This window comes from Salarchaeum japonicum (assembly GCF_049705945.1).
GTDB lineage: Archaea > Halobacteriota > Halobacteria > Halobacteriales > Halobacteriaceae > Salarchaeum > Salarchaeum japonicum_A.
Map to the genome: position 1 here is coordinate 1,946,784 of NZ_JBNAMV010000004.1, position 26,294 is coordinate 1,973,077.

Genomic DNA, 26,294 nt, shown 5'->3' on the forward strand with positions numbered 1-26,294 from the left:
GCTCGATTTTCCGAAATCAGTCCGCGTCGGCCGGCATCGTCTGCCGGGGTGGAGCGACCGCGGCTTCGTCCTGGGCGCCCCACTCCAGCTCGCCCTGGTAGTGAAGCGCCGCGTTGTCCTGTTCCGGGTCGAGAACGGTTAGCTGGAGCCAGCCGTTGTCGAGGAGCTGTGCGAGGTCGTCGTGGTCGCGGAGGACGTCGGTGACGCGGTCGACGGGCGCGTGAACGACGGCGGTGAGGCGGAGCGGCTGGTGGTAGGGCTGGTCGGCGTCGGCGTATAGCGACTGGAGCGGGAGGCCGGTCATGAGGTCGCCACCGTTCCCCTGGAAGACGCCGACGTTCCCGACGGGGTTTTGAGTTATTTTCGACCCGCTGCCGTACACGGCGTTGTCCACGGTGGAGAAGTAGTACTGGGTGTTTATCCACTGCGTGACGACGAGCGGGCCGGTCAGGATTTCTTCGAGCGCGTCACCCTCCGGGTCCGTGCGCCAGTCGTAGGAGTGGAGGAACGTGCGGCCGTCGAGGTCGGCGTCCGCGGTTAGTTCGCGGGGACCGACGACGAACGAGGCGTTCCCGGCCAACCCCCACTCGGGGCGGGTCTCCGCCCAGTCGGCGGCCCGCCGCTCGGTCTCCCGCACGGGGTCGTCGGCGTCCGTCATCGCGTCCGTCCGCTCGGCCGCCGCGCGCTCCCGGGCGTCCGCGAGGTCGCGGCGCAGCTGTTCGAGGTCGTCCGCGTGACTCTCCGGCACGCCGTCGTCGAACAGCGTGATGTCGTCGGTGGTCGTGTCGTGTTCCGCGGCGAGGAAGACGGTGTCCGCCGGGATGTCGAACCCGCGCTCGCGGAGTTCGTCCTGGACGGCCGCGTCGTTGCAGATGGCGGCGAGGACGCGGGCGTTCGGGCCGCCGGGGTTCCCCGCGCACGCGCCGCAGTCGAGGCTCGAACCGAACGGATTGTTCGTCGTCTGGCTCGCGTGTCCCGTGAACACGACGAGGCGCGCGAACGCATCCCAGCCCATCAGGTCGAACGCGCTCTCCGCGTACGCGACTTTCTCCTCGAACGACAAGCCCGCGCGGAGCGCGTGCACCGCGTCCGGGTTGTAGTCGATGGAGGGCTCGCAGAACTCGCGTTCGTCGGGCGCGTAGTCCGTGTCGTGGAGCGCGTCGTAGACGCGGCCCGGGAGGAGCGTGCGCGCCGCGAGCGCCGCGCAGTACCACGGGCCGGCGTTCTCGACGAAACTGAACGCCGTCGCCGCGTTCGACTTCAGGGATTTGAGCACGCTCCGCCCCGCGTCCAAGAGGCCCTGCCGGCGGTCGTAGCGCTCGCGCGCGTCCGCGGCGTCAGCGACGGGCCGGTCCGTGATGCGGTGCTGGGCGTCGACGATGGGCGGGCAGGCGTCGCCGGCGGCGTCCGCGCCGTAGGCCTCGTGCCGCATCGGCACGCCGAAGAACCCGGCGTACCCGTCGGTTTCGTAGTCGCCGACGCCCTCGACGTGCCGGCGGATGATTTCGGAGCGCGTGTCGATGCAGAACACGAACTGGGCGTCCGGCCGCGTTTCGTCCGCGCGCTCGTCCTTCGGGTCGGGTTCGGTCACCGCGTCGAGGAGGCGGTCGCGGTGGCTCTGTTCCCACGCGGACAGCCAGAGTTCCGGAATCGGTGTTTCCTCGGAGTCGTCGGCTTCCGTGGCGTGGTCGTCCGGGAGTAGCGGGGCGTCGAGGCGCTCCGCGACCAGGAGGCGAACCGCGAGGTACTCGGTCAGCGAGATAGGGTGCGCGGACTGCCAGGGGTCGACGTCCTCGCTCGCGCGTTGCTTGATGAAGCCCGTCCAGCCGGGGAGCGCGGCGAGCTGCTGCTCGAATATCGTCTCCCACTCGCCCTGCGGGCGTGAGGAAAGCACCTCCTCAAGGGCGTCTATCGGTGTTTCCGGGAGGTCGGACGGACGGTCGCAGTCCGGTATCTCGCTGTCGTGGGGCGCAATCTCGCGCCACGCCGCGTAGAACCCGTCGTCGCGGTCGGGCATCGACCACTTGGCCTGCCCCTGGTCGAGAAAGGCGGTCAGCCACTTCGAGAGCACGCGGTCGACCGCCGCCGTCGCGTCGTCACCGTCGTTCGTGCCCGGCTCATCGGCGTCCGTCGCCATATCGTCGAGCAGCGCGTCCGGGTCGCGCTCGATGCCGTAGGCGTCCAGCACGCTCGCCAGCACGTCCGGGTCTATCTGTCCGTTCTCCCAGGCACGCCGGAAGACCTCCGTGGCGGGATAGCCGCGTCCGCCGAACAGCCGTTCGGCGTCCGCGACCGCCCGGTGGAACGGTTGGTCTTCGAACCCGGAGAGGGGGTTCGCGGTGACGAACGAGTGGAGCGGCCAGACCGCGCCGACGTGCTCCGCCGCGCGCTCGATACTGCTCGCGAGGTAGTGGTCTTCACGCGTCATTGTAGTCCTCCGCGGTGGTGAGTTCGGTTTCCGGAGCCGGCTGTGAGATGTTCAGTATTACTGCGTACAGCCGCTTACTGGAGCGGTGCCAGCCGAGTTCCACCGCGAGATACGCGGCGAGGAACGCGGCGGCGACGGCGACGTGCACGGCGGATAGCTCGGTCGGTGCGTGCGTCATCGGAACGCCCGTCAGCATGGCCGCGACGGCGTTGAACAGGACGCCGTAGACGGCAATGGGAACGACGACGAGGACCGGGAGCGCGACGAGCGTCGCACCTGGTGAGAGGTTCGCGCGCGCCAGGGCGTCGCGGGCCGCGTGCAGCGCCGTCAGGGCGACGAGGAACGCGAGGAGCGCGCCGGAGTCCAGTTCCGCGCCCTTCCCGGTGAGCGCGACAAACACTGCGCCGCCGCCGACCGCGGCCGCCAGGCCGACGACGAGCGACGGTAGCGTCACGCCGTCGCGACCGCCCGCGGCGGGCGCAGTCCGCTCGACGGCGCCGCCGGAGGAGAGGAACAGGTAGGCCTTGTAGAACCCGTGCAGGATGAGGTGGGTGATGGCGGCGGCGAAGAACCCGAGGCCGCACTGGAGTATCATGAACCCCATCTGGGCGACGGTCGAGCCGCCGAGCCGGCGCTTGACGTCGGGGCGGACGAGCAGGATGGCTTGCCCGAGGAGGGCGCTCGCCGCGCCGACGACGACGAGCGCCGCCATCGCCAGTTGTACGTCCGCGAACACCGGCGCGAAGCGCGCGAGCAGGATGCCGCCGGCGTTGACGAACCCGGCGTGCATCAGCGCGGACGCCGGCGTCGGCGCGGTCATCGAGGACAGCAGCCAGTCGTGGAACGGGAACAGCGCGGACTGGATCATCGCCGCGAGGAAGAGCCCCGCGATGGCGAGCCAGGTGAGTTCGGGCGGAAGGCTGTCGGCCCGCGACAGGATGCCGGAGACCGTGGTCGTTCCCGTCGCCCACGCGAGGAGGGCGAGCGTTCCGGCGAGCACGCCGCCGCTCGCGAGGAAGTAGCGGCGGGTGAGCGCGCCCGCGGCGCGCGCCTGCGTCCACTCTCTGGCGTGCCCGATGAGGGCGGCCATCGTCAGCCCCATCGCCAGCCACGCCGCGGCGAACAGCGCGACGTGGTCGGCGGCCGCCACGACCATCACCGCGAGCGTGAAGCCGAACGTCAGCGCGAAGAAGCGGTCGATGTTGGCGTTCCCGGCCATGTAGCGCCGCGAGTAGGAGTGTACGATTCCGCTGAAGAACGTGACGGCGACCCACACGACCGCGGTCAGGCCGTCGACGACGACGGAGCCCGGAACCCGCCACGCGGAACCACCGGCGGCCGAGACGACGGCCGTCGCGACGCTGAGCGCGAACAGCGCCCAGACGGCGGCGGTCGTCGCTCGCGACACCCCCGAGGACGTCGGCGTCGTCTCCGGGAGCTGTACCGCGTCGTTCGCGTGTGAGTGTCCAGTCATCGTTCGGAGTGTCCGTCACGCGGGCCAGCGACCCACACCGGGGGCCTCGCCACGACCGAACTGACCCGTCTTACCCAAGAATACGAACAGACTGGTAATTATAGTCTTTGGTACGACCAAATCGTTCCACAGTATGGCAGTCAGTAACAGGGTGTTCGATGATGAAGGATTCGGGGTGGCGTCGAGTCACTCCTCGTCTTCCGCCCGCTCCGGGCTGAGGTCGTCGAACGGCGTCGTCTCGTGGCTGCGCACGAGCACTTCGTCGGCGACGGTCAACTCCATGTCGAGAAGCGCGTTGGCGACCGCTGTGATGTCCTCGTCGGTCTCGCCGACAGCCGTCACGAGAAGGTTCTGCTCGCCCGTGACCAACTCCTGCACCGACACCACCCCGGGAATGTCGAGAATGTCTTGGAGGCGCTCGCCGCGCTCCGGAATCGGGGCCGTGCAGAACAGGAGCATCCGGAGCGGATACCCCGACTTCTGGTAGTCGACGCTCGCGCTGTAGCCCTTGATGACGCCCTCCGATTCGAGGCGCTGGATGCGCTTTCGAACCGTGCTCGACGACGCGTCAGTACGGTCGGCGATTTCGCCCGACGAGAGATTTCGAGCGTCCTCCTGGAGCGCGTAAATAATCTCGCGGTCGATATCGTCGAGCTCGTACTCGGTCATGCGCTCCGTTTACTCCCGCTCGCATAAGGCGCTTCGCCTGCTACGCCCGTTCCCCGTGTTCCGGCCGTTCGCTCGCCTCAGTAGGTGGTGCGGCGCTGGACGCGGTCGGCGACCGCGGGGTGTTTCTCGCGGAGCGCGGCGGGGTCGCGTTCGCCGTTCACGTTGACGACGTGCACCTCGCCGCGCTCGCCGTCGTAGGCGTCCTGGAAGTCGTAGACGACGCCCGCGACGGTCGTGTCGTCCGGGACATCGTCGCTCTCCCTGAGCGCGCGCACCTGCCGGTCGACGTTGCACTCCACGAGGTCGTTCACCGCGTCCGCGCGCCCGCGGTCGGCGGGGAGGCGCTCGATGCAAGGTTCGAGTTCGGGTCGCAGGAGGCTGATACAATGTTCGATGCCCGCGGGTTCGTCGAGGATGTCTGTCGTGACGGCGTCGTAGGTGGCGGTGACCGCGCCGCACCCGGAGTGCCCGACGACGACAGCGAGGTCGGTGCCAGTGTGTTCGAGCGGGTAGAGCACGTCCCCGGAGACGACCGTTCCCGCGTCGGTGCGCTGGACGACTCGGTTCCCGATGTTCGAGCACGTGAACACTCGGCCCGGCTGGTCGTTCCCCCACATGTGGTCCTGGAGGACGCGGGAGTCCGAACAGCAGACCGTCACCGCCGCGGGACGCTGCACGTCCTGCACGTCGTCGAACCGGTCGCGGAACGCGGCGACGTGCGCGTCGTTCCCGGCGAGCAGCGCGGCGAGCGTGTCCATGCGTGACGGGAACGGGACGCGCGGGTTAGAAACCCCGCCCTTCAGCGAACCGAGCGCTCCCGTTCCGTGGGCCGTGGTACGCCGACACTCGGAAGTGTTATACGTAAACGGGGCATAGGTGTGTTTGTAATGGCAAGCGGAAAAGTTGACTTCTTCAACGACACTGGCGGCTACGGATTCATCGAGACTGAGGACGAGGACGAGGACGTGTTCTTCCACATGGAAGACGTCGGCGGCCCGGACCTCGAGGAAGGTACTGAGGTCGAGTTCGAGATCGAGGACGCCCCGAAGGGCCCCCGCGCGAAGAACGTCACGCGTCTGTAAGGCGTAGTTCTTCCGGACTTCTACTAACCGATTTTCACGAACGCGAGCGACGCGTTCGCGTCTCGGCCTCCGGGTCGAGACGACTGTTTTATACTCACCGGCGAGTGACGACGTTGTATGTCCACGGTTCGCGGTGCCGTCGAGCTAACGCGACCCGGGAACGTCGTCGCCGCGGGCGTGCTGACGTTCGTCGGCGCGTTCGTCGCGGGCGGCGCGGCCGACTACCCCGTCCACACGGGCGCGGCGGTCGTGGCGACGATGCTCGCCATCGCGGCGGGGAACGCCATTAACGACTACTTCGACCGCGACATCGACGCCATCAATCAGCCCGACCGGCCGATTCCGCGCGGCGCGGTGTCGCCGCGGGGCGCGCTCGCGTTCAGCCTCGCGCTGTTCGGCGGCGCGGTCGTCTGCGCGCTCGTCCTCCCCGTTCTCGCCGTCGCCATCGCGGCCGTGAACCTCGTCGCGCTCCTCGTCTACACGGAGTACCTGAAGGGGTTGCCGGGCGCGGGGAACTTCGTCGTCGCCTACCTCGTCGGCAGCACGTTCCTCTTCGGCGCGGCCGCGGTCGGCGACGTGGCCGCCGGGGCCGTGCTCTGCGTGCTCGCCGCGCTCTCGACGTTCACGCGCGAGGTCGTGAAGGACGTAGAAGACATCGCGGGCGACCGCGAGGAAGGCCTGAACACGCTCCCCATCGCCGTCGGCGAGCGCCGCGCGCTCGTCGTCGCCGCGCTCGCACTCGTCGTCGCCGTTCTCGCCAGCCCCCTCCCATACCTCTGGAACGTGTTCGGCGCGCCCTACCTCGCCGTCGTCGCCCTCGCCGACCTCGTGATGCTGTACGCCACCTCCGAGTCATTCAACGACCCGACCCGCGGCCAGTCACTCCTCAAGTACGGGATGTTCCTCGCCGTCGTCGCGTTCCTCGTCGGCCGCGCCGCCGCCCTCTGAACTTATCCCGCTCGCGCCCCACTCACTTGGTATGCCCGTCGAGAGCGACGACGAACTCCGCGAGATACTCCAGTACGACACAATCGCCGTCGTCGGGTGTTCGAGCACGCCCGGGAAGGCCGCCCACGACGTCCCGAAGTACCTCATCGACCACGGCTACGAGGTCATTCCCGTCAACCCCTACGCCGACGAAATATTCGGAAAACAGGCCTACGACTCGCTCGACGACGTCGAGGAAGAAATCGACATCGTGGACGTGTTCCGGCCCGGCGACGAAGCCCCCGGAATCGTCGAGCGAGCCATCGCCCGCGACGACGTGAAAGCCGTCTGGCTCCAACTCGACATCACCAACGACGAGGCCGCTGCGACGGCCGAACACGCCGGCCTCCGCTTCGTCCAAGACAAATGCATCAAAGTCGAACACCGACGGTTGCTCGGGTAGCGGATTCGCGCGAAAACGGTTTTTAGCCTTCCCACTCGGCGTAGCTTCCGTAGATGTCCTTGGAGAGGTAGCGTTCGCTGGAGTCGGGGAAGATGGTGGCGACGGTGTCGTGGGGGGCGTCGATGACGCCGTCGGCGATGTCGTCCGCGACCTGGCAGGCGGCGACGCTCGCTGCGCCGGCGCTCGACGCGACGAGGTGGCCTTCCTCGCTGGCGAGGCGTTTGAGTTCGTGGTGGGCGGCCTCGTCCGAGACCTGAATCACGTCGTCCACGAACTCGGGGTCGAACAGTTCGTTCGTCGCGGGGTTGTGGGTGCCGATGCCTTCGGTCTTGTACTCACCTTCCTCGACGTGGTCGCCTTCGAGGCGCGCGTAGAGCGAGCCCTCGGGTTCGACGGCGACGACGTGCGTGTCGGGGTTCTGGTCGCGGAGGTAGCGCGCGGTCCCCATGAGCGTGCCGGCGGTGCCGCAGCCGGCGACGATAGCGCCGACTTCGCCGTCGAGCGCGTCGTGGATTTCGGGGCCGGTCGTCTCGTAGTGCGCTTCCGCGTTCAACGGGTTCGAGAACTGTTGGGGAACAGCGGCGTTCTCCAGTTCGCCGGCGAGTTCGTGCGCGCGCTCGATGGCGCGCTCCATCCCGTCCTCGGTCGGCGTGTTGATTACTTCCGCGCCGAGCGCGCGCATCAACGTCTGTTTCTCCACGCTGAAGCGCTCGGGCACGACGAACACCGCGTCCAGGTCGAGCTGGCGGGCGGCGACGGCGAACCCGATGCCGGTGTTCCCGGCCGTGGGCTCGATGACCGTGCCGCCGGGCGCGAGGTCGTCGCGTTCGAGCATCCGTTCGAGCATGTACTTCCCGATGCGGTCCTTCACGCTCGCGCCGGGGTTGAACGACTCTAGTTTCGCGTAGACGGGCGCCTCGTCGGGCGACTCGTGCACGCGCACCAGCGGCGTCTCCCCCACCGTGTCGAGAACCGAATCGAGCGGCTCGCGGTGCGTCGTCATCTACCTACTTCTATCGCCGCGCGTTCTTTAGGCGTTGTCATCGTCCGCCGATTCGCCCGTATCGACGTCGAGTTCGGTGGCGATGGCGTCGAGGAGTTCTCCCTGCCGCGCCACTTCGTGTTCGAGCGCTTCCACGCGCTCGTGCGTGTCGATGACGGTCTCCTGTGTCTGTTCGACGTCCTCGCGGATGGACTTCACGCGCGCCTGGAGCGAGTCAGCCACGTCCGCGAGCTTCTGGACCTTCTTCGCGGTTCCTCCGAGTCCCATACTCTCTCAAGGGAGCGGGACGTTGAAGGAAGTTCCGACGCCCGAGACCCCGGGAATACGAAAGGCCCTTATGGTGGAATCGGTTAGCGTGAACTGGACTAGGCCGGGCGGTTTGGCCCCGCCCCACCCACCCGCACTACGGTCATCAGCGGGGGCCGAACGCCGGGCGAGTCCGGGCTAACCCGCCCGGGCCCCGGAAGCCGACAGAGAAGCCTCGTCCTTCGGGGACGGCGGTTCGCGACGCGCGCCTGCAGGGGCGTCGTCGTCGCGGTTCGCCGATGGGACCCCGTCAGGCACGGAAGTGAGCAGCGGACCATCGGACGTTCGCCGCTCGAAGGGTCGCGGGGCGGAGGAGGCGACCGGGACTACCCGAGCGGGACGGCTCGGGCGACCCCGGCACGTCCACCATTCATACGCGGCATTCTCGTCACGTCGAGTCGTTAGAGCGGATGTTTCCCGCGTCGATAGTAGACGACCCAGTAGGCGACCGGCCAGCAGACGAGCATCGCGACGAGGTTCGCGGGGAGCGTGCCGTACGGGTCGGGTGGAAGGAGGAGGGCTGCGGCACCGACCAGGACGATGAATATCGCGCACGCGACGACGACGAACCGCTGCGACTCTTTCACAGTTGAACGTAGAAAGAGCGAGAGAAAAGCCTTACTCGTCGCCGAACCCGGCGATTTCGTCGCCCTGCACGTGGAGGTCGCCCTCCAGCGTCCGGGTCGGGTAGGGGATGTTGATGCCTTCCTCGTCGAAGCGCTCCTTCACGGCGGTGACGTACTCGCCGCGGGTTTTCACGAAGTCGGCACGCGAGGGGTTTTCGATCCAGAACCGGCTCTTGAGGCCGACGGAGGAGTCGCCGAGTTCCGTCAGGCGGACGCTCACGCCGGGCTCGTCCAAGATGCCGTCGTGCTTCTCGGCTTCCTCGACGATGATGTCGGTCGCTTTGTCGATGTCGTCGTCGTATCCGATGCCGAACAGGAACTGGAGGCGGAGTTTGTCCTTCGCGACGGGGTTCTTGATGACGCCGTCGGTGAGCTGGCTGTTCGGGACGGTGAGGAGTTCGTTGTCGAAGGTGCGCACGCGGGTGACGCGGAGGCTGATATCCTCGACGATGCCCGAGTACGTGCCGTTCTCCCACTCGATCCAGTCGTCGATGCGGAACGGCTTGTCTGTGTAGATGAAGACGCCGGCGACGAAGTTCTTGATGACGTCCTGCATCGCGAGACCGATTGCGAGCGTCGCGGCGGCGGCGATGGTCGCGAGGCTGGTGAGGAAGTTCCCGTAGCCCGCGAATCCGAACGCGACGCCGAACCCGACGAACACGATGACGATGCTGACCAGTCGCTTCAGCGGCTTCCGGGAGTGCGCGTCGAGGTCGCGGGCTTTGAGCGCGCGGTCCACGAGCGGGACGACGGTGAGGCGGCCGACGACGTAGACGGCAACGAACGCCACCACGAAGTAGAGGAGTTGGGTGACCGCGAGCGCGTACTGGGGGATGGCGTCGTCGATGAACGGGAGCGGTTCGACCATCAGTGGTACACCGCGGTGTTCCCGCGGGTCTCGACGAGGCTGGCGCCGACGCGGTCCGCGAGGTCGGCGGCCAGCTCTTCCGTGTCCGTTCCGCCGCGGGATGAACGGAGGAACTTCACTTTCACCACGTCACGCGTGTCGAGCTGGTCTCCGAGTTCGTCGACGACCGACTCGACGCCGGCTTTCCCGACCCACACCGTCACGTCGGCGTTGTGGGCTTTCGATTTGAGTTCCTCTGTGGGCATGTCTACGCTCCCGTTCGTGCGCGTGTTAAAAGAATGGTGCGGCTCCCGCGGCACAGACCCGAACCTTTTTCGTTTAGGTCTGCCTAAACCCAGTTGATGGACACGTCACAGGGAACTGCCGGTCCACAGCGGGACACCGAGGAACCCGACTCCCCGCTCGTCACCGCGCGAACCGTCACCGACGACCGCACGGTGTTCACCGAAGACGGCAACACCGACGGCTGGATAGCCACCGACATCACCGTCACGCCCCTCCGATAACTTCCGTCTCCCGACGAACGCACCGCCTCGTGCATGCCACGGTGCGCTTTTCTCCCCGCTCCACTCCTCAGTCGTACGCTCGTCAATCGTACCTTATCAGTCGTACGGATACCGCGCGTGTTCCCCGCAGTCGCACGTCACGACGACGTGCCCGTCCTGCGTGCGAACCCGCGCGTTCCGCCCCGGTAACAGGTAGGAATCACACGACTTGCACGAAAAGCGCTTGAGCTTCCGGGGAAGCGAGAGTCGATGGCGTTCCGCGATGCGGCGCGCCCGCCGAACGTACGTCCGCGCGCGCTCCCCGTCGCCCTCCGCGGCCGCCTCCTTCGCGAGCGCGCCGAGGCGTTCGATTCGCTCCGCCGCTATCTTCATCGCCCGATGCTCCGGGACGGCCGCCGAAAACGGTTCCGGTGGGATTTTTCGCCCGCGCCCGCGTTCTCGTGGTATGCGCGTCCTCAACTACCTCGAACTGGAAGACCGCCTCCGCGGCGGTATCGTCACCGCGACCCGCCAGCAGCGCGCGGCGCTCGCGGACACGGACGTCGAGGTCGTCACGACGCCCTGGCAGGGCGGCACGCCGTTTTCGGCCGGGAAAGCCCGCCTCACGGGTGCGCCGTTCTTCCACGAGTACGACGTGGCGCACTGCAACACCATCGGTCCGGGGTCGCTCGCGGTCGCGCGCCACGCGAAGCGAAACGACATCCCGCTGATTCTGCACGCGCACACGACCGCTGAGGACTTCGCGGACTCCTTCCGGTTCTCGACGCAGGCCGCGCCCGCGCTCAAGCGGTATCTGCGGTGGTTCTACTCGCAGGCCGACCGCGTGCTCGTCCCGAGTCAGTACACGAAGGACCTCCTCGACTCCTATCCCATCAGCGCCCCAATCGAGGCCGTCACGAACGGCGTGGACGCCGCGAGCCTCGACGGCTACGAGTCGTTCCGCGAGGAAACCCGGGAGAGCTTCGACCTCGATGGACTCGTCGTGTTCTCCGTGGGCGAAGTCATCGAACGCAAGGGCCTCACCACCTTCTGCCGGGTCGCGCAGGAGACGGACTTCGACTTCGCGTGGTTCGGCCCCTACGAGTCCGGCCCGCAGGCGTCGAAGACGACGACGCGCTGGGTGGAGAACCCGCCCGAGAACGTGACGTTCACGGGCTACATGGACGACAAGCGCGCGGCGTTCGGCGCGGGCGACATCTACATGTTCCCCGCGAAGGTCGAGAATCAGGGCATCGCCGTCCTCGAAGCGATGGCGTGCGGGAAGCCGGTCGTTCTCCGGGACATCGACGTGTTCGACGAGTTCTTCACCGACGGCGAGGACTGCCTGAAAGCCAGCACCGACGCCGAGTTCGCGGACGCGCTCGCCCGCCTCCGCGACGACCCCGACCTCCGCGAACGCCTCGGCGAGGGAGCGCGCGAGACCGCGGCCGAACACAGCCTCGACGTGGTCGGCGAGCGCCTCACCGACATCTACCGGGAGGTCGCGGAGAAAGGAGACGCCCTATAAGGCGGGGGTGAGTACCGCCGGACAATGGCCCCACGGGTCGCCGCCTTCACGGACACCTACCTGCCGACGGTCAACGGCGTCACGTACACGATTCAGACGTGGCACGAGCACTGGCGGCAGCGCGGCGGCCGGATGCCCGTCGTCTACCCCGGGTCCGAGGAGTACACGCCCGAGGACGACGAACACCCGGTTCGAAGCCTCCCGTTCCCGTTCTACGACGGCTTTCGGCTGGGAACGCCGACGATTCCGGACGCGCTCGACGACGTGGACGTGGTGCACGCGCACACGCCGTTCGCGCTCGGCGTCGCGGGCTACCGGCTCGCCCGCCGCAACGACCTCCCGTTCGTCGCGCACTACCACACGCCGACGAGCGAGTACGCCGAGTACATCGTCCCCGACGCAGTCACGGGGTTCACGGAGCGCGCGAGCGAGCGCTGGGAGCGCGCGTTCCTCGACCGCGCCGACCTCGTCCTCACGCCGAGCGAGGAGACGAAACGCCACGTCGAGACTGAAATCGGCGTCACCACGTCTGTCGAAGCACTCCCGAACGGCATCGACCTCCAGCAGTTCCAGCCCACCGACGCCGCGGGGTTCCGCGAGCGCTTCGACCTCCCGGACGGCCCGCTCGTCGGGTACACCGGCCGGCACGGCTACGAGAAACGCCTCCGCGACCTCGTGGACGCCGCCGCCGAAGTGGATGCAACGTTAGTCTTCGGCGGGGACGGCCCCGCCCGGGGCGACCTCGAAGCCCGCGCCCGCGAACGCGGCGTCGACGCGCGCTTCCTCGGGTTCCTCGACCGGGAGGACCTCCCCGCGTTCTACTCCGTCCTCGACGTGTTCGCGTTCCCGAGCCCCGTCGAGACGCAGGGCTTGGTCGCGCTCGAAGCGAACGCCTGCGGCACGCCCGTCGTCGCCGCGGACGCCGGCGCGCTCGCCGAAACCGTCGTCGACGGCGCGACCGGATACCACTACCCGCCCGGCGACACCGCCGCGTTCGCGGACGCAATCGACCGCGCGCTCGCCGACCGCGACCGACTCGCGGAGACGTGTCTCGAACACAGAGAACGCTTCGGCGTCGAGAAAGCGGTCGACCGCCTCGAAGCGGTCTACGAGCGACTCTAGTCTTCGAGCGCGTTCGCGATGCGGTCGAGTTTGTTGTTCGTGCGCTCGACTTCCTTCCGGAGCTGTTCGACCTCGCGCGCGAGCTTCTCGCTCGACTCGCTGCCGCCCTCACCGCGACCGCCGGGGCCGCCCGGGCCCGCGCCACCGGGACCGCCGCCCATGCCGCCGGGGCCGCCACCGCCCCCCATCATGCCGCCCATCATCTGCGCGAACGGGTTCCCGCCGCCGCCCATGCCGCCGGGGCCGCCACCGCCCCCCATCATTTCCTCCATCTTCTCGCGGCGGTCCTCGGCGGACTCGTCGCCTTCCTCGCGTTCTTCCGCTCGTTTCTCTCGAATCTCCTCGATTCGCTCGCGGAACGAGGACTCTTCTCCGTCGTCTTCGGGTTCGTCTTCCGGCATACGCGGGCGTTCGACTGCCGGCGGGAAAAGCCCTTCCACGTCGTGGCGGCGAATAGACCTATTACGGTCCTCGATAATTCTCGGGGTAACGCGACGAAGTCCATGAAGTCAGACAGCGATTCGATGAGTGAGGAGGAGTTCCACGACGAACTGCGTACGTTGCTCGCGACGGCTCACGAGCAGGGTGTTGACGTCCGTGGTGGCTGGGATTGCCGGTTCGACGAGTGCTCGGACTTCGAGGTGGTGGTCGTGGAGGCGCAGAAACGGTAGTCGAACGAGGCTAGTCGAGCGCAGTTGGTCGAGCCCGGCTAGTCTAGCGTGGGGAGGTCGGGCGCGCCCTCGACGTCCTCGCGAACGACCTCGATGGCGTTCCGGAGGGAGCCGTGTTCGGCGAGGTAGGCGACGCCGACGCTCGATTTCACGACTTCCGCGGCTTTCCCGGTGAGGATGTCCGCGCCGAGCTGTGCGACCGCGCCGTTCCCGACGCTCACCAGCCAGCCCGGGCTCTCGAACCGCCACTGCTCCAGCCGCGGGTCGAACCCGTCCGTCTCTTCGAGCGACGCGAGGAGGTTTCGCGCGGCGACCTCGGTGGCGCGCACGGCGGCCTGCGCGCTCGCCGGCACGACCGCGCCGTCGGCGTCCACGACGCGCGCGGCGTCCCCGACCGCGAACGTGTTCTCCGCGAGTTCGAGCGTCCCCCGAACGTCCGGGCGGTCGCCGTCGAGCGCGTCCGGCCCGCGGATGCCGCCCGTCCAGACGAACTGGTCGTAGCCCAGCGGGTCGCGGTCCGCGAACTCCACGGCGTCCGCTGTCGCGGCCGTCACCGCGGTGTCGGTGTGGACGGTGACGTCGAGGCGGTCGAGTTCGCCGCGCACGGCCTGCCGGAAGTTCTCCGGGAACCCCGGGGTCACGTCAGCCGAGCGGTCGACGAGCACGACGTCTACGTCGTCCGCGACGCCCTCCTCTCGCGCGAGCGCCGCGAACTCGCCGGCGACCTGCACGCCGGAGAGACCCGCGCCGCCCACGACCACCGTTCCGCCGCCGGTCTCCAGGACTCCTTCGAAGTCGCGGCGTGCGCGCGCGGCGTGTTCGAGGCGTTTCATCGGCGTCGCGTGCTCCTCCACGCCGGGCAGGTCGTAGAACGCGGTCTGCGCGCCGAGACACACCGCCGCCGCGTCGTAGTCCAGTTCGCCGCCGGCGCCGAGACTGACGGTCTTCGCGTCCGTGTCGATACCCGTGACGGTGTCCTCGCGGACCTCCGCCCGGTCCGTGAGTTCGGTCAACGGGATGGTGATGGCGTCCGTGAGGCTGGGTTTCCGGATGACGCGGTGGAGTTCGTGCTGGACGAGGTGGTCGCCCGTGTCGTCCACCACCACGAGGTCCGCGTCCGCGGGGAGGCGGTCCTCCAGTTTCCGCGTGAGCAACAGTCCCGCGTATCCGCCGCCGAGCACGACAACTCGCATACTATTCAGTCGGTTGCCGCCACCGAAAAGCCACCGGCCTAGAACAGCGCGTCGGACTCGTCGAGGACGCGCGCAGGCCCGCCGACCTCCCAGACGCGGGTGTCGACGCCCGTCGCCGCGATGGCGTCCTCGACCTCGTCGGCGTGTTCGTCGGTGGTGTTCACGTAGACGGTCGCGCCCGTGTCCGTGGAGAACCACGCGGGCGTCCCGTCCTCGCGCAGGTCGCGCACCGTCTCGAACACTTCGAGCGTGTCGGGCTTCCAGTACACCCAGCCGGCGGGGCCGGTCATCGTGGTCGCCGCGAGGGACAGCGAGTCGTGTTCTGCGGTCTCGAAGACGCGTTCGGTGTCGCCCGCGCGGACGGCGTCCCGCATCTCCGCGAGCTGGTCCTCGACGTGGACGCGGCGCGCGTCGAACATGTGGCTGTCCTCGGCCTCGTCGTGGGCGGCCTGCGTCTCCTTGTACGCGGGGACTTCGGCGATGACGATGCGAATGTCGTCCTCCAGTTCGTCGGCGGCGTCGAGGCGGTGGCTCCGGCACTCCTCGTCGCTCAGGCCGCCGCCGAGGTCGGAGTAGCCGCCCGTGACGGCGCGCGCCGCCGAGGCGGACCCGCGGCGGGCGATGGTGGACATCTCGGGGTGCGAGAGGTCGAGCCCGGCGGCCTCGCAGGCGGCGACGGCGGCCGCCGCGAACCCCGAGGCGGAGGAGCCGAGGCCGATGTTCGTCGGGAAGTCGTTCTCGCTCACGAGCTTCGCGCGGGTGTCGATGCCGGCGCGCTCGCGCACTTCGTCGAGCACGCTCTCGATTCGGTCGGCGCCGCTGCCGGTCACGCGTTCGCCGCCAATGACGTACTCGTCTTCGTCCAGGTCGTCGTCGAACGCGACGGTCGTCGTGGTGTTCGCGGGCGCGGTGCAGACGCTGATGCTGTCGTGGTAGGGGTAGCGCGCGTCGTGGTCGCGCATCCCGTGATACTTCACAAGCCCCTGAATCGGGTGGGCTTTCGCGGTGGCCTTCATACGTCGTAGGCGTCGCGTCGCCGGCATAAACACCCCGGAAGCCCCCGGACGGCGCAAAAGCCTTTGTCGTGGCATCACGTCACACGGGTATGGAGAGCGTGAATCCAGCGACGGGAGCGCGAGTCGACACGTACGACGAACACGACGACGGGGACGTTGAGGACGCGCTCGCCGCCGCTGACGACGCATTCGAGGAGTGGCGTGAGGTGCCGATTCGGGAGCGAGAGAAACTGCTCGCGAACGCGGCGGACGTGCTCCGAGAGAACAGCGAGCGGTACGCGAAACTCATCACGCGCGAGATGGGCAAACCCATCGAGCAGGCGCGCGCCGAGGTGGAGAAGTGCGCGTGGGGCTGTGAGTACTACAGCCAGCACGCGAGCCAACACCTCGCGGACGAGTCGCGCGCCAGCCCCGCCGGCACGGAAGTGTTCACGTCCTATGAGCCGCTGGGGACGGTGCTCGCGGTGATGCCGTGGAACTATCCGTTCTGGCAGGTGTTCCGGTTCGCCGCTCCCTACCTCACAGCGGGCAACACCGGTATCCTGAAGCACGCGTCGAATGTCCCCGGGTGCGCGAAAGCCATCGAGGAGGTGTTCGTCGAGGCCGGGTATCCCGAGGACGTCTTCCAGACGCTCCTGGTCGGGTCGGGGAAGGTGGACGACATCATCGCGGACGACCGCGTGAAGGCCGCGACGCTCACGGGAAGCGGGCCCGCGGGCCGCGCCGTCGCCGAAACCGCCGGCCGCCACCTCAAGAAAACCGTCCTCGAACTCGGCGGGAGTGACCCCGTGGTGGTGCTTGACGACGCGGACATCGACGAGCACATTGAGACGATGGCGCAGGCGCGCTACCAGAACACCGGCCAGTCCTGCATCGCCGGCAAGCGGTTCATCGTCCACGCGGACGTGTACGACGAGTTCCTCGACGCCTTCCTCGACGAAGTGGACGGGTACACCGTCGGCGACCCCGAGAGCGACGACACCGACGTGGGGTCGATGGCGAGCGAGGGCCTGATGGAGGAACTCCACGAGCAGGTTGAGGAATCGATCGACGCGGGCGCGACCGTCGAACGCGGCGGCGACCCCCTCGACAGGGAGGGTGCGTTCTATCCGCCGACCGTGCTCACGGACGTGCCGAAGGGCTGTCCCGCGGACGAACAGGAGCTGTTCGGCCCGGTCGCGTCCGTCTTCGAAGTCGAGAGCGAAGAAGCGGCTGTAGAGAAGGCGAACGACACCGACTTCGGTCTCGGCGCGAGCGTCTGGACCGAGGACCGCGACCGCGGCGAGCGCGTCGCCCGACAAATCGAGGCCGGCTGTACGTACGTGAACCAACTCACGAAGTCCGACCCCCGCGTTCCGTTCGGCGGCATCGGTATCTCCGGGTACGGCCGCGAACTCGCGAGCGACGGCATCCGCGAGTTCGTGAACCGGAAGACTGTCTGGATTGAATAGGTCTAAGCGCCCGGCGTTCCCGCCTCCGGTATGGGCGAACGACTCGCTTCTCGGAGCGCGCAAGTCGAGGAGGTCATCGACCGACTCAGCGACGAGTACCCGGAACCGGAAATCTCGCTGAACTTCTCGAACCGCCTCGAACTCCTCATCGCTGTCGTGCTGTCCGCGCAGTGCACGGACGAGCGCGTGAACAAGGTCACCGCCGAGTTGTTCGAGACGTACGACTCCGCCGAGGACTACGCGAACGCCGACGAAGAGGAACTCGCGGAGGCTATCAACTCGATCACGTACTACAACTCGAAAGCCGGCTACATCAAGAACGCCTGCACGAAAATCGTCAAGGAACACGACGGGGAAGTCCCCGATTCGATGTCCGCGCTCACCGACCTTCCCGGCGTCGGCCGGAAGACCGCGAACGTTGTCCTCCAGCACGGCCACGACATCACCGAGGGAATCGTCGTGGACACGCACGTTCAGCGCATCAGCCGTCGTCTCGGCATCACCGAGGAGGAACGCCCCGAAGCCATCGAAGACGACCTGATGGACGTCGTACCCCGAGAGCACTGGAAGAACTACACGCACTGGCTCATCGCGCACGGCCGCGACACCTGCACCGCCCGCAACCCCGACTGCGCGGACTGCCTCCTCGACGACATCTGTCCGTCCAGCAAACTCGACAACGGCGTCGACCTCGCCAGCGGCGAGGAGTGGTAGCGCGGCTTAGAGTCGGTAGTCGTGCTCGCTGTCCTGCGCGGACCGTTTTCTGCGGCCGGACGCACACGCACCGCCCGGCCGCGAAAACCCTCCACGAAAAAACCGCGGCCGCTTACAGTCGGTAGTCGTGCTCGCCGTCTTCGCTGTCGAGGAAGGCGGTGACGAGGTCGATGGTGGCGTCGATGTCGTCGGCGTTCGCGGCTTCGACGGGCGTGTGGAGGTAGCGGGTCGGAATCGACACCGCGCCGACGGGTTTCGCGCCGTTCGTGTTCTGGAAGCCGGCGGTGTCCGTGCCGCCCGCGGGCAGCACTTCGAGCTGGTGGTCGATGTCCTCGGTTTCGGCGACGGTGCGGAGGCGCTTGTGGACGCTCGGGTTCGTGATGACGCTGCCGTCCTTGAGTTTGATTCCCGCGCCCTCGCCGAGCGTGGTGACGTAGTCCGCCTCGTTACTCACCTGCGGCACGTCGTTCGCGACCGTCACGTCGAGCGCGAGCGCGAGGTCCGGGTCGAGGTCGACGCCGAGCGCTCGCGCGCCCCGCAGACCGACCTCCTCCTGCACGGTCGCGGCGAAGTGCACCGTCACGTCGGGGTCGATGCGCTTCGCGGCCTCGATCATCGCGAACAGGCAGACGCGGTCGTCGAGGCTCTTCCCGGTGACGTTCTCACCGACGTACTCGGTGCGCTGGTCGATGGTCACCTGGTCGCCGACGGAGACGAGGTCGTCGGCGTCGTCGCCGTCGATTCCGAGGTCGACGTACACGTCGTGTACCTCGTCTTTCTTCTTCTGGTCCTCCTCGTCTTGGGTGTGCGGCGCGAGCGACCCGATGATTCCCGGGATGTCCTCGTCGTCGGTGTGGACGGTGACGCGTTGCGCGCGGAGGATGCGGGCGTCCCAGCCGCCGAGCGCGTCCAACTGGAGGAAGCCGTTGTCGGTGACGTGGCGAACCATGAACCCGATTTCGTCCATGTGCGCCGCCACCGCGACCTCGTAGTCGGGGTTCTCGGAGCCCTCGACGGTCGCGACGACGTTCCCCATCGAGTCAGTTCGAATCTCGTCCGCGTGGTCGTCGAGTTCGCGGCGGACGATGGTTCGAATGCGGTCCTCGTAGCCGGGGACGCCTCTGGCTTCCGTGAGTTCCTTCAGCAGGTCGAAGTCGAACGACATACCGAGATATCGGCCGACTGGCCGTATAAAACGACGCGTTCCGGACTATACGTCCCGTTCCACGACGAACCGTGTGAACTCCTCTAGGTCGGCCTGTGCGTCCGGCGTCAGCGGCACATCCGCGAGGTGGTCGCGGGCGTCCGCCGCGAGGTCGAGCGCGCGCTCCCGGGCGTACGAGAGGCTGCCCGTCTCCTGGAGTATATCGATGGCTTCGAGCACCATCTCGTCGGTGGTGTCGTCGCTCGCGAGAATCGTTTCGAGGCGTTCGGCCGCGGCGGGGTCGGCGTTCTCGACGGCGTGCACGGTCATCAGCGTCTTCTTCCCCTCGTGGATGTCGTTCCCGAACGCCTTCCCGAAGTCGCCCGCGCGGTCGAGCGAGTGCTCAATGTCGAGGATGTCGTCACCGATCTGGAACGCGATACAGAGCGTTTCCATGTAGTCCGCGAGCGCGTTCTCTATCGCGGGCGGCTGGTGGGTGACGATGGCGGCGAGCCGTCCGACGATGCGGCCGAGACAGCCCGTCTTGCACGCGCACATCTCCATGTACTCGGTTTCGGTGATGTCGATTCCGTCCTCGTTGTGCCAGTGGATGTCCATCCCCTGCCCGAGGTGGGTGCGGTTGAGTTCCTCCGTCAGCATCTCGTAGACCGCGAGCTTGGTCGCGTCGTCCAACCCCGCGGGGTTCCGCGACACAACCTTGAGCGGGATGAAGTAGAGCGCGTTCCCCGCGTTCAGCGCCACGTCCTCGCCGTAGCGGTGGTGGAGGGCGTCCTCGCCCCGGCGGAGGGTCGCGCCGTCCTCCACGTCGTCCACGATGATGGTGCCGTTGTGGAGGATTTCGGGCACGGTCGCGTACGGCAGGAACCGCTCCGGGTCGCTACCCAATCCTTCGACGATACGGAGGAAGGCGACCGCGCGCCAGCGCTTCCCGCCGCGGTCGAGGAGGTCCCAGACGGGGTCGTGCAGACCCGCCGCGATGGCGTCCGCGTCGTACTCGTACCGCGCGTCACCGAAGAACTCCGCGACGTACTCCTCGTCCGGGTCGCGGGGGAGGACGCGCGCGATGGCGTCGTCGACAGCGGGCCGCCACTCGGCCAACGTCTCGCGCATACCCGAGCGGAGGATGTCATCGCGCAAAAAACTTCAGTTCTCCCGCGCACCGTTCCACAATCCTTAACGTCGAACCACACACAGGTGTGTCCATGAGTGACGAACTCGAAGCCGAACTCCGTGCGGAGCTCAAGGACGCGTTCGAGAACGCCGACTACCCCGTGAAGAACCAGATGGGGCTCGTGCCCGCGCTCCCGAACGGCCCCGCGACGAAGTTCGAGGCCGGCGACGGCGAGGTCTCCTTCACCGCGATGGAGCTCGCGTCGAAACTCAGCGGGAACGCCGACTTCCCCTACGCCGACGTCGACAGCCTCGTCGACGACATCATCGAGGGCCTCAAGGACGACGGCACGCTGTAATTCGAGTAGCTGAGAACCACCGCGGCGTTTTTCGTGTGTTCGAATCGAACAGTCACACATGGAAGTACGAGTCGAGCGACTCGGCGTCCTCGGCGTGCTGGGCGTACTGGGCGTGCTGACGAACGAGCCGGCGTTGTTCGGCCTGTTCGCACTGTTCGCGCTGTTCGGGAGTGACAGCACGATAACGGTCGGCGAGTAGTGTAGCGGCAACCCGCTCGGCCTCCCGTAACCGTTAGGTGCGTCCTGCGTGGACTTCGGGTATGACCGAGTGGATCGGCGACACCTTCACTTCTGACGCTGGCTGGACCCACCTCGAACGACTCGTGGACATCGGGAACCGAATGGCGGGCAGCGACGGGGAGCGCGCGGCCGCGGAGGCGACCCGCGACGCGCTCGCCGAGCACACCGACGACGCCTGGCTGGACGAGTTCGACATCCAGGGCTGGGAGCGCGGAAGTTCGCGCATCGACGCCGGCGACACCGAACAGGACTGCATCGCGCTCCCGCGCTCGCCCGCGGGCGACGTGTCGGGCGAGTTCGTCGACCTCGGGTACGGCCTCCCGGCGGACTTCGAGGAACACGATATCGAGGGGAAGGTCGTGATGGTCGCGTCGAACGTCCCCGACTACTTCGATCGCTTCATCCACCGCCGCGAGAAGTACTACTACGCGGTCGAGGGCGGCGCGGCCGCGTTCGTGTTCAGGAACCACGTCGAGGGCTGTCTTCCGCCGACGGGAAGCGTCGGAAACGCGGACGCCCCCATCGGCGACATCCCCGCGGTCGGCGTGTCGAAGGAGGTCGGCTCCCGGCTCTCCCGGCGCTTCACCGGGAGCGACGTGTCCGTCTCGGTGGACGCGGCGACGCCGGACGCGACGAGTCAGAACGTGCACGCGACGCTCGGCCCGGACACCGAGGAGGAACTGCTCGTCACGAGCCACGTCGACGCGCACGACATCGCGGAGGGCGCGATGGACAACGGCGCGGGCACGGCGATGGTCGTCGAACTCGCGCGCACGCTCGCCGAGCGCGAGGACGAACTCAGCACGAAGATACACTTCGTCGCGTTCGGCGCGGAGGAAGTCGGATTGGTGGGGTCGGAGTACGACGCGGAGAAGCGCGACCACGACGCCATCGAGGCCGTGTTGAACTTCGACGGCGTCGTCCGCGGCCGCACGCTCACCTTCACGACGCACGGCTTCGACGCTCTCGCGGACGCCGCGGAGGCCGTCGGTGACCGCTTCGACCATCCGGTGACGACGACGCCCGAACTCGGCCCGCACTCGGACCACTGGCCGTACACGCAGTGGGGCGTCCCCGGCTACCACGTGATGAGCGAGACGGGCGACGAGGGCCGCGGCTGGGGGCACACGTTCGCGGACACGCTCGACAAACTCGAAGTCCGGGACTTCCGCGAGCAGGCGATTCTCCTCACCGACCTCGCAGTGGACCTCGCAAGCGACGAGTTCGCGGTCGCGCACGCCGCGCCGGCCGACATCGCGAGCCAGCTCGAGGACGAGGACAAGGCGAAGGGAATGAAGATAACGGGCGACTGGCCGTACGACGAGTGAGCCGATGACGGGACTCTCCGACGTGGAATCGGTGGGCGTGCTCGGTGAGCGCGCGGACACGCTCGCCGCGTTCGTCAAGGAGCACGACCGCGACGCCGTGACGGGCGACCCGACCACCGTGGCGTCGGACACGGACCTCGTGGTTGTGGACGGGGAGTCCGCGCTCTACGACCTCGTGCGCGCCGACGCGAACGCGCCCGCGCTCGTGCTCGGGGACGTGCCCGGCGTGCCGTCAGTCGACTGGGGCCGCCGCGCGAACGCGATGACGCACGCGCTCGACGGGAGCGCCGGCGTCCACTCCGCGCCGCTGCTGTCCGTGCGCGCGGACGGTGAGTCGTACCGCGCGCTCGCGGACACGATGCTCGTCACCGACGAACCAGCGCGTATCTCCGAGTACGGCGTGCACGCCGCGAACGAGACCGTGGACACCGTTCGCGCGGACGGCATCGTCGCCGCCACGTCCACCGGCAGCAGAGGGTACGGGAGCGCCGCTGACGGCCCCGTCGTCGCGCCCGGCGTGGACGCCGTCTCCGTCGTCCCCGTCGCGCCGTTCCGCGTCGACCAGTCGAACTGGGTGCTCCCGCTCCCCACCGACCTCACCGTCGAACGCGAGACCGCCGACGTGGTCCTGCTCGTGGACGACCGCGAGGTCGCAACGCTCGACCACGACACGACGGTGCGCGTCGACCACGGCGGCACGCTCCCCGTGGTCACCACGCCCGAAACCACCGGATTCTTCGACTGAGCGGTCGCGTTCGACTGTTCGAACTCAGTCGGTCGACACGCGGAGGTCGACCGGGCGGCGCTCGCCTTCGAGGTCGGCGACGATGCGTTCGACGACGCGCTCGCCCTCCTCCACGACGCGCGCCGCCGCCTTCTCCACGACCCAGTCGAGGCTGACGAGCGGCGGGAGCGACACCGCGTTGTCCGCCGACGACGGGTCGTACTCGACGTCGAGCGTGACGCGCGACCCCGCGCCGTCCTCGGTCTCCGTGGGTTCGACACGCCAGCGGCCGCTCGCGTCGAGGTCTTTCGTCACGGTCCACTCGATGCGGTGCGGTGGCTCCACCGCCGTCACTTCCGAGTGAACGGTGTAGGTGAGCTTCCACCACGAGAAGTGGAGGCGATACCGGGTTTCCGGGCCGCCGTCCCCGAACTGGTCGACGCCCGTGAGGTGCTTCGAGTAGTCCGCGTACCCGGGGAAGTCCAGGAGGAACTCGTAGGCCTCGCTCGGCGGGACGCGAACGACAGTGCTGACCGAGAGCCGGTTCACACCCCGACCTGCGTCCGCCCGGGGCTTAGTTCGCTCGCCGGAACCGGGACGCTTCTCACCCCCCGCCGCGTTTTCTTCCGTATGTCCGAGACACCGACTGTTGGTATCGTCGGCGGCGGCGTCGCCGGCCTCACCGCGGCGACGTTCACCGCACGCGCCGACCTCGACACGACCGTGTTCGACGCGGGCGAATCCATCTTCGCGCGGAACGCACACGTCGAGAACCTCCCCGGGTTCCCCGCGGGCGTCAACCCCCGACTGTTCCTCGACCTCACGCGCGAACAGGCGACCGACGCGGGCGCGACCGTCGTGGACGCCGAAGTCGTGGATGTGGACGCGGCCGCGGCGGGCTTCGAGGTCACCGCGGACGACGCGTACGAGTTCGACTTCGTCGTCGTCTCCTCGTGGTCGGACGCGTCCTTCCTCGACGACCTCGGCCTCGACTTCATCGAACAGGGCACGAAGACGTACCTCGACACGGACGGCCAGGGCCGAACCGGCGTCCCCGGCCTGTACGCGGCGGGCCGGGTCGCGGGGCGCTACCACCAGGCGGTCGTCTCCGCGGGGAGCGGCGCGGAAGCCGCGCTCACCCTCCTTGAGGACTCGGACGTGCCGTTCTACCACGACTGGGTCGCGCCCGAGGGCTACTTCACGGGCCGCGGCCGCGAGGTGCCGCCTGGCTGCGAGGAGATCGACGAAGCGGAGCGCGAGCGGCGCGAGCGCGCGTCGATGCAGCGGATGCGGGAGGCCTTCAGCGAGCGGCACCCGGCCGAGCCGACGATGCATCCGTCCGTCGAGGAGTAACCCCGTCGCGCGGTACCACGACACAGTATTTTGTACGGGACTCTTTGGATAATAAAATTCAAAAGGACAGAACCGGTATCCTCGCGTGCTCCTCGGTGGAGCGGTGGTCGGCACGACGGCGTTGGAAGTGGTTGGATGACAGACGCTGTCAGCGACCGACCACCATTCGCCCCATTGAAACACCGATACATAAAAATTGTCCACCGGCTGGTATAACCGCGGCGTCACGCGTGGTCGACGACGTGCACCGCGTACTGTCCGTCGAATCCGGGTTCGGGTCGCCGAACGAGCCAGACCTTCGTCGTCTCCGCGCCCCGAATACTCGTGTCCACCGCGACTCGCGCGCGAAGCGTGCCGTCGTAGCGGTCGAGACCGGTGAGACAGGCCCCGCGCGGCCGCGCCTCGTTCCGCACGAACACCACGACGAGCGCGCGCTCCGCGTACGCCGTCCCCTCGACGAAGCTCGCCGCGTACTCCGGGAGGTCGTCGTGCCACGCCGGGAGCGACCGATAGACGCCCATGCCGCGCGCCCCTCCGTCCCCGACGACCGCGCTCGCGTTCTCGAACGTCACCTCCCTGACCTCGCCGCCCACCGACGCGTTCGCGCACGCCTCGGGGAACGACTGACTCGTCCGCGAGCGGAGCGTCGGCGTCGCCGAGCGTGCGCTACACCCGCCGAGCGCCGCGAGCGCCACCGCCGACACGAACCCCCTCCGTCTCACATCCGGGACTTGTCACAGGATAAAGTATAGATTGGGGACGGTGGTCTCCAAACTACTTTAGCGGTGCTCGCCCTCCCCACGAACGAATGCTGGAGGGAGTGAACGTCGCGCTCGGCGTCTCCGGGAGCATCGCGGCGGTGAAGGTAGTCGAGTTAGCGCACGAACTCCGCCGTCGCGGCGCGACCGTCCGCGCGGTGATGACCGAGAGCGCGCAGTCCATCGTCCACCCGTGGGCGGTCGAGTTCGCGACCGACAACGAGGTCGTCACCGAAATCACGGGCGGCGTGGAGCACGTCGAACTCTGCGGCCGCGACGGCTGGGCGGACGTCCTCCTGCTCGCGCCCGCCACCGCGAACACCGTCGGGAAGATCGCGAGCGCCGTGGACGATACGCCCGTCACGACGTGCGCGACCACCGCGCTCGGCGCGGACGTGCCCGTGGTCGTCGCGCCCGCGATGCACGAACCGATGTACGACCACCCTGGCGTCCTCGACGCCATCGACCGCGTTCGCTCGTGGGGCGTCTCCTTCGTCGACCCGCGCGTCGAGGAGGGAAAGGCGAAGATAGCGACCGAGGACGCCATCTGCCTCGACGTTGCGCGCGCCGCCGGCGACCGCACCCTCGAAGACCGCCACGTGGTCGTCACGTCCGGCGCGACGAGCGAGCGCATCGACCCCGTGCGCGTGCTCACGAACCGCGCGTCCGGCAGGACCGGTCGCGCCGTCGCCCGCGCGTGCTACGTCCGCGGCGCCGACGTGACATTGCTCCACGACGGTGCGGACGTGCCGTACGCGACCGTCGAGCGCGTGGAGAGCGCCGCGGAGATGCTGGACGCCGCGCTCGACGCCTGCCACGACGCCGACGCGCTCGTGTCCGCGGCCGCCATCAGCGACTACACCGTCGACCCCAGTCCCGAGAAGATTCGGAGCGGCCAGGACCTCACGCTCTCGCTCGAACCCACGCCGAAACTCATCGACGAAGTCCGGGAAACGTATCCCGACATCGCCATCGTCGGGTTCAAGGCTGAGACCTCGGGCGACGACGACGAAATGCTCGAACACGCCCGCAAGACCCTAGAGCGCGCCCGCCTCTCCTTCGTCGTGGCGAACGACGCGAGCGTGATGGGCGAGACGGAGACCCGCGCGTTGCTCGTGGACGCGGACGAACACACCGAGTTCACGGGCACCAAAAGCGGACTCGGGCTGCGAATCGCGGACGAACTCGCGCGCGCCCTCGGCCGTCAAAACGACTAACATCTCGGGTTCGC

Annotated in this window: 32 protein-coding genes and 1 other RNA gene; 16 read left to right on the forward strand and 17 right to left on the reverse strand. The window is 68.1% G+C overall.

What is annotated here, in order from left to right:
- Nucleotides 1-16: 16 nt before the first annotated feature.
- From ACOZ4O_RS12395 to ACOZ4O_RS12410, 4 genes are all read right to left on the reverse strand, one after another.
- A complete protein-coding gene (locus ACOZ4O_RS12395; protein WP_424525676.1) occupies nt 17-2,428 on the reverse strand; it encodes a DUF2309 domain-containing protein in 2,412 nt (803 codons plus the stop codon).
- Complete coding sequence (locus ACOZ4O_RS12400; RefSeq protein ID WP_424525678.1) at nt 2,418-3,902, reverse strand: proton-conducting transporter membrane subunit; 1,485 nt, start codon at nt 3,900-3,902, stop codon at nt 2,418-2,420. The genes ACOZ4O_RS12395 and ACOZ4O_RS12400 overlap by 11 nt, the downstream gene beginning before the upstream one ends.
- Nucleotides 3,903-4,088: 186 nt before the next feature.
- The gene (locus tag ACOZ4O_RS12405; RefSeq protein WP_424525680.1) at nt 4,089-4,571 is read right to left on the reverse strand and encodes an Lrp/AsnC family transcriptional regulator; all 483 of its coding nucleotides are present in this window, start codon (nt 4,569-4,571) and stop codon (nt 4,089-4,091) included.
- Nucleotides 4,572-4,648: 77 nt separating this feature from the next.
- On the reverse strand, nt 4,649-5,329 hold the full coding sequence (locus ACOZ4O_RS12410) for a carbonic anhydrase (protein ID WP_424525682.1): 681 nt from the start codon (nt 5,327-5,329) through the stop codon (nt 4,649-4,651).
- 129 nt (nt 5,330-5,458) lie between these two features.
- Between ACOZ4O_RS12410 and ACOZ4O_RS12415 the strand changes: the two genes are divergently transcribed.
- From ACOZ4O_RS12415 to ACOZ4O_RS12425, 3 genes are all read left to right on the forward strand, one after another.
- Nucleotides 5,459-5,653 carry a cold-shock protein gene (locus ACOZ4O_RS12415; protein ID WP_145848151.1) on the forward strand — a complete coding sequence of 65 codons (195 nt, stop codon included), beginning with the start codon at nt 5,459-5,461 and terminating at the stop codon, nt 5,651-5,653.
- A gap of 117 nt (nt 5,654-5,770) precedes the next feature.
- On the forward strand, nt 5,771-6,601 hold the full coding sequence (locus tag ACOZ4O_RS12420; protein WP_424525685.1) for a geranylgeranylglycerol-phosphate geranylgeranyltransferase: 831 nt from the start codon (nt 5,771-5,773) through the stop codon (nt 6,599-6,601).
- A 31-nt stretch (nt 6,602-6,632) separates the two neighbouring features.
- A complete protein-coding gene (locus tag ACOZ4O_RS12425; protein ID WP_424525687.1) occupies nt 6,633-7,043 on the forward strand; it encodes a CoA-binding protein in 411 nt (136 codons plus the stop codon).
- 22 nt (nt 7,044-7,065) lie between these two features.
- On the opposite strand, the gene ACOZ4O_RS12430 is transcribed toward ACOZ4O_RS12425, so the two are convergent.
- Both ACOZ4O_RS12430 and ACOZ4O_RS12435 read right to left on the reverse strand, forming a co-directional pair.
- Nucleotides 7,066-8,046 carry a PLP-dependent cysteine synthase family protein gene (locus ACOZ4O_RS12430; RefSeq protein ID WP_424525689.1) on the reverse strand — a complete coding sequence of 327 codons (981 nt, stop codon included), beginning with the start codon at nt 8,044-8,046 and terminating at the stop codon, nt 7,066-7,068.
- A 27-nt stretch (nt 8,047-8,073) separates the two neighbouring features.
- Nucleotides 8,074-8,313 (reverse strand): DUF5798 family protein, encoded by a 240-nt coding sequence (locus ACOZ4O_RS12435; protein WP_424525691.1) that lies wholly within the window; start codon nt 8,311-8,313, stop codon nt 8,074-8,076.
- Nucleotides 8,314-8,404: 91 nt separating this feature from the next.
- Here ACOZ4O_RS12435 and ffs point away from each other — a divergent pair.
- An RNA gene (gene ffs / locus ACOZ4O_RS12440) (signal recognition particle sRNA) lies at nt 8,405-8,721 on the forward strand.
- A gap of 32 nt (nt 8,722-8,753) precedes the next feature.
- Here ffs and ACOZ4O_RS12445 read toward each other — a convergent pair.
- The 3 genes from ACOZ4O_RS12445 to ACOZ4O_RS12455 are packed head-to-tail and all read right to left on the reverse strand — an operon-like array spanning nt 8,754 to nt 10,091.
- Nucleotides 8,754-8,939: a hypothetical protein gene (locus ACOZ4O_RS12445; protein ID WP_424525693.1), complete on the reverse strand. Its 186-nt coding sequence runs from the start codon at nt 8,937-8,939 to the stop codon at nt 8,754-8,756.
- Between the two features lie 31 nt (nt 8,940-8,970).
- Complete coding sequence (locus tag ACOZ4O_RS12450) at nt 8,971-9,846, reverse strand: mechanosensitive ion channel family protein (protein WP_424525695.1); 876 nt, start codon at nt 9,844-9,846, stop codon at nt 8,971-8,973.
- Nucleotides 9,846-10,091 carry a YhbY family RNA-binding protein gene (locus tag ACOZ4O_RS12455; RefSeq protein ID WP_424525697.1) on the reverse strand — a complete coding sequence of 82 codons (246 nt, stop codon included), beginning with the start codon at nt 10,089-10,091 and terminating at the stop codon, nt 9,846-9,848. Before ACOZ4O_RS12455 ends, ACOZ4O_RS12450 begins: the two co-directional genes overlap by 1 nt.
- A 96-nt stretch (nt 10,092-10,187) precedes the next feature.
- On the opposite strand from ACOZ4O_RS12455, the gene ACOZ4O_RS12460 reads away from it, so the two are divergent.
- Nucleotides 10,188-10,352, forward strand: coding sequence for a hypothetical protein (locus ACOZ4O_RS12460; protein WP_424525699.1), 165 nt, complete (start codon nt 10,188-10,190; stop codon nt 10,350-10,352).
- Nucleotides 10,353-10,448: 96 nt separating this feature from the next.
- Here ACOZ4O_RS12460 and ACOZ4O_RS12465 read toward each other — a convergent pair whose 3' ends face one another.
- Complete coding sequence (locus ACOZ4O_RS12465) at nt 10,449-10,724, reverse strand: ribonuclease P protein component 4 (protein ID WP_424525701.1); 276 nt, start codon at nt 10,722-10,724, stop codon at nt 10,449-10,451.
- Between the two features lie 73 nt (nt 10,725-10,797).
- On the opposite strand from ACOZ4O_RS12465, the gene ACOZ4O_RS12470 reads away from it, so the two are divergent.
- Both ACOZ4O_RS12470 and ACOZ4O_RS12475 read left to right on the forward strand, forming a co-directional pair.
- Complete coding sequence (locus ACOZ4O_RS12470; RefSeq protein ID WP_424525703.1) at nt 10,798-11,859, forward strand: glycosyltransferase family 4 protein; 1,062 nt, start codon at nt 10,798-10,800, stop codon at nt 11,857-11,859.
- A gap of 24 nt (nt 11,860-11,883) precedes the next feature.
- A complete protein-coding gene (locus ACOZ4O_RS12475) occupies nt 11,884-12,981 on the forward strand; it encodes a glycosyltransferase (RefSeq protein WP_424525705.1) in 1,098 nt (365 codons plus the stop codon).
- Here the strand turns inward: ACOZ4O_RS12475 and ACOZ4O_RS12480 are convergent.
- Nucleotides 12,978-13,382 carry a hypothetical protein gene (locus ACOZ4O_RS12480; RefSeq protein ID WP_424525707.1) on the reverse strand — a complete coding sequence of 135 codons (405 nt, stop codon included), beginning with the start codon at nt 13,380-13,382 and terminating at the stop codon, nt 12,978-12,980. The two genes, ACOZ4O_RS12475 and ACOZ4O_RS12480, sit on opposite strands and share 4 nt — an antisense overlap.
- Before the next feature lie 102 nt (nt 13,383-13,484).
- On the opposite strand from ACOZ4O_RS12480, the gene ACOZ4O_RS12485 reads away from it, so the two are divergent.
- On the forward strand, nt 13,485-13,652 hold the full coding sequence (locus ACOZ4O_RS12485) for a hypothetical protein (RefSeq protein ID WP_424525709.1): 168 nt from the start codon (nt 13,485-13,487) through the stop codon (nt 13,650-13,652).
- Nucleotides 13,653-13,690: 38 nt separating this feature from the next.
- On the opposite strand, the gene ACOZ4O_RS12490 is transcribed toward ACOZ4O_RS12485, so the two are convergent.
- Together ACOZ4O_RS12490 and mvaD are read right to left on the reverse strand one after the other, a co-directional pair.
- Nucleotides 13,691-14,845, reverse strand: coding sequence for an NAD(P)/FAD-dependent oxidoreductase (locus ACOZ4O_RS12490; protein WP_424525711.1), 1,155 nt, complete (start codon nt 14,843-14,845; stop codon nt 13,691-13,693).
- Between the two features lie 38 nt (nt 14,846-14,883).
- Entirely contained in the window at nt 14,884-15,861 is a 978-nt protein-coding gene (gene mvaD, locus ACOZ4O_RS12495; RefSeq protein WP_424525713.1) for a phosphomevalonate decarboxylase MvaD, read from the reverse strand.
- An 89-nt stretch (nt 15,862-15,950) separates the two neighbouring features.
- Between mvaD and ACOZ4O_RS12500 the strand changes: the two genes are divergently transcribed.
- Entirely contained in the window at nt 15,951-17,312 is a 1,362-nt protein-coding gene (locus ACOZ4O_RS12500; RefSeq protein ID WP_424525715.1) for an NAD-dependent succinate-semialdehyde dehydrogenase, read from the forward strand.
- Nucleotides 17,313-17,342: 30 nt separating this feature from the next.
- Nucleotides 17,343-18,026, forward strand: a complete 684-nt coding sequence (gene nth / locus ACOZ4O_RS12505; RefSeq protein WP_424525717.1) for an endonuclease III — start codon at nt 17,343-17,345, stop codon at nt 18,024-18,026.
- A 112-nt stretch (nt 18,027-18,138) separates the two neighbouring features.
- Here the strand turns inward: nth and ACOZ4O_RS12510 are convergent, their stop codons facing one another.
- Both ACOZ4O_RS12510 and ACOZ4O_RS12515 read right to left on the reverse strand, forming a co-directional pair.
- Nucleotides 18,139-19,191 (reverse strand): M42 family metallopeptidase, encoded by a 1,053-nt coding sequence (locus tag ACOZ4O_RS12510; protein ID WP_424525719.1) that lies wholly within the window; start codon nt 19,189-19,191, stop codon nt 18,139-18,141.
- 45 nt (nt 19,192-19,236) lie between these two features.
- Nucleotides 19,237-20,301 (reverse strand): polyprenyl synthetase family protein, encoded by a 1,065-nt coding sequence (locus ACOZ4O_RS12515; RefSeq protein ID WP_424525721.1) that lies wholly within the window; start codon nt 20,299-20,301, stop codon nt 19,237-19,239.
- Nucleotides 20,302-20,393: 92 nt separating this feature from the next.
- Here ACOZ4O_RS12515 and ACOZ4O_RS12520 point away from each other — a divergent pair, with 92 nt between their 5' ends.
- From ACOZ4O_RS12520 to ACOZ4O_RS12535, 4 genes are all read left to right on the forward strand, one after another.
- Nucleotides 20,394-20,660, forward strand: a complete 267-nt coding sequence (locus ACOZ4O_RS12520; RefSeq protein WP_424525723.1) for an MTH865 family protein — start codon at nt 20,394-20,396, stop codon at nt 20,658-20,660.
- A gap of 58 nt (nt 20,661-20,718) precedes the next feature.
- On the forward strand, nt 20,719-20,859 hold the full coding sequence (locus tag ACOZ4O_RS12525) for a hypothetical protein (protein ID WP_424525725.1): 141 nt from the start codon (nt 20,719-20,721) through the stop codon (nt 20,857-20,859).
- A 61-nt stretch (nt 20,860-20,920) separates the two neighbouring features.
- Nucleotides 20,921-22,228, forward strand: coding sequence for a M28 family peptidase (locus ACOZ4O_RS12530; protein WP_424525727.1), 1,308 nt, complete (start codon nt 20,921-20,923; stop codon nt 22,226-22,228).
- A gap of 4 nt (nt 22,229-22,232) precedes the next feature.
- Nucleotides 22,233-22,973, forward strand: a complete 741-nt coding sequence (locus tag ACOZ4O_RS12535; protein ID WP_424525729.1) for an ATP-NAD kinase — start codon at nt 22,233-22,235, stop codon at nt 22,971-22,973.
- 24 nt (nt 22,974-22,997) lie between these two features.
- On the opposite strand, the gene ACOZ4O_RS12540 is transcribed toward ACOZ4O_RS12535, so the two are convergent.
- A complete protein-coding gene (locus ACOZ4O_RS12540; protein ID WP_424525731.1) occupies nt 22,998-23,501 on the reverse strand; it encodes an SRPBCC family protein in 504 nt (167 codons plus the stop codon).
- A gap of 81 nt (nt 23,502-23,582) precedes the next feature.
- On the opposite strand from ACOZ4O_RS12540, the gene ACOZ4O_RS12545 reads away from it, so the two are divergent.
- On the forward strand, nt 23,583-24,305 hold the full coding sequence (locus ACOZ4O_RS12545) for an NAD(P)-binding protein (protein ID WP_424525733.1): 723 nt from the start codon (nt 23,583-23,585) through the stop codon (nt 24,303-24,305).
- Nucleotides 24,306-24,529: 224 nt separating this feature from the next.
- Here ACOZ4O_RS12545 and ACOZ4O_RS12550 read toward each other — a convergent pair whose 3' ends face one another.
- The gene (locus ACOZ4O_RS12550; protein ID WP_424525735.1) at nt 24,530-25,027 is read right to left on the reverse strand and encodes a hypothetical protein; all 498 of its coding nucleotides are present in this window, start codon (nt 25,025-25,027) and stop codon (nt 24,530-24,532) included.
- An 86-nt stretch (nt 25,028-25,113) separates the two neighbouring features.
- Between ACOZ4O_RS12550 and coaBC the strand changes: the two genes are divergently transcribed.
- Complete coding sequence (coaBC, locus tag ACOZ4O_RS12555) at nt 25,114-26,280, forward strand: bifunctional phosphopantothenoylcysteine decarboxylase/phosphopantothenate--cysteine ligase CoaBC (protein ID WP_424525737.1); 1,167 nt, start codon at nt 25,114-25,116, stop codon at nt 26,278-26,280.
- Nucleotides 26,281-26,294 lie beyond the last annotated feature (14 nt).